Origin of the sequence: Roseovarius sp. A46 (genome assembly GCF_004126395.1) — a bacterium.
Lineage (GTDB): Bacteria > Pseudomonadota > Alphaproteobacteria > Rhodobacterales > Rhodobacteraceae > Roseovarius > Roseovarius nitratireducens.
Genome location: NZ_PVWS01000090.1, coordinates 1 through 716, shown reverse-complemented (window position 1 = coordinate 716; position 716 = coordinate 1). Strand labels below are relative to the sequence as shown.

2 pseudogenes are annotated in these 716 nt (G+C 59.9%); one reads left to right on the top strand and one right to left on the bottom strand.

Annotated features, from left to right (window positions below):
• Nucleotides 1–279 (bottom strand): annotated as a pseudogene (locus C6W92_RS17495) (IS481 family transposase); the annotation flags it as partial.
• A gap of 17 nt (nucleotides 280–296) precedes the next feature.
• On the opposite strand from C6W92_RS17495, the pseudogene C6W92_RS17490 reads away from it, so the two are divergent.
• Nucleotides 297–716, top strand: a pseudogene (locus C6W92_RS17490) (IS481 family transposase); the annotation flags it as partial.

Sequence of the window (716 nt, the reverse complement as noted above, 5' to 3'; positions counted from 1 at the left end):
GCGCTTGAACTTCTGCCGTTTCGGCTTGTCACCGGCCACGTCCGGCAGGCGTGATATGCCATGGCGCTGCAGACAGCGATGCAGAGAAGACCGCGATAAATTCGGGATTGAGGGCTGGAGGGCATAACGACAGTCATCCAGCGGCAGCAGTGTGTGCCGCCGGAAGGCAACGATCATGGCCTCCTCTTGCTCACTGAGAACGGTAGAGCGCGGAGTTCTCGGGCCGGTCTTCTGATCCTCAACCGTCTGGCGCTTCCGCCACTNGTGATCCTTTCGCAGGAATGGAAGGAAGCACTATGGGACAAGTTCGTCACGGCAGCGCCACGACCACGCACGCCGTCAGAGCTGCAATACAGCGATCGCAGGCTTCGCTCTCGGAGTTGAGCCGGGAGTTGGGGATCAACCCAAAAACTGTTGCGAAGTGGCGGAAGCGCCAGACGGTTGAGGATCAGAAGACCGGCCCGAGAACTCCGCGCTCTACCGTTCTCAGTGAGCAAGAGGAGGCCATGATCGTTGCCTTCCGGCGGCACACGCTGCTGCCGCTGGATGACTGTCTTTATGCCCTCCAGCCCTCAATCCCGAATTTATCGCGGTCTTCTCTGCATCGCTGTCTGCAGCGCCATGGCATATCACGCCTGCCGGACGTGGCCGGTGACAAGCCGAAACGGCAGAAGTTCAAGCGCTACCCGATCGGCTTTTTCCACATCGACATCGCC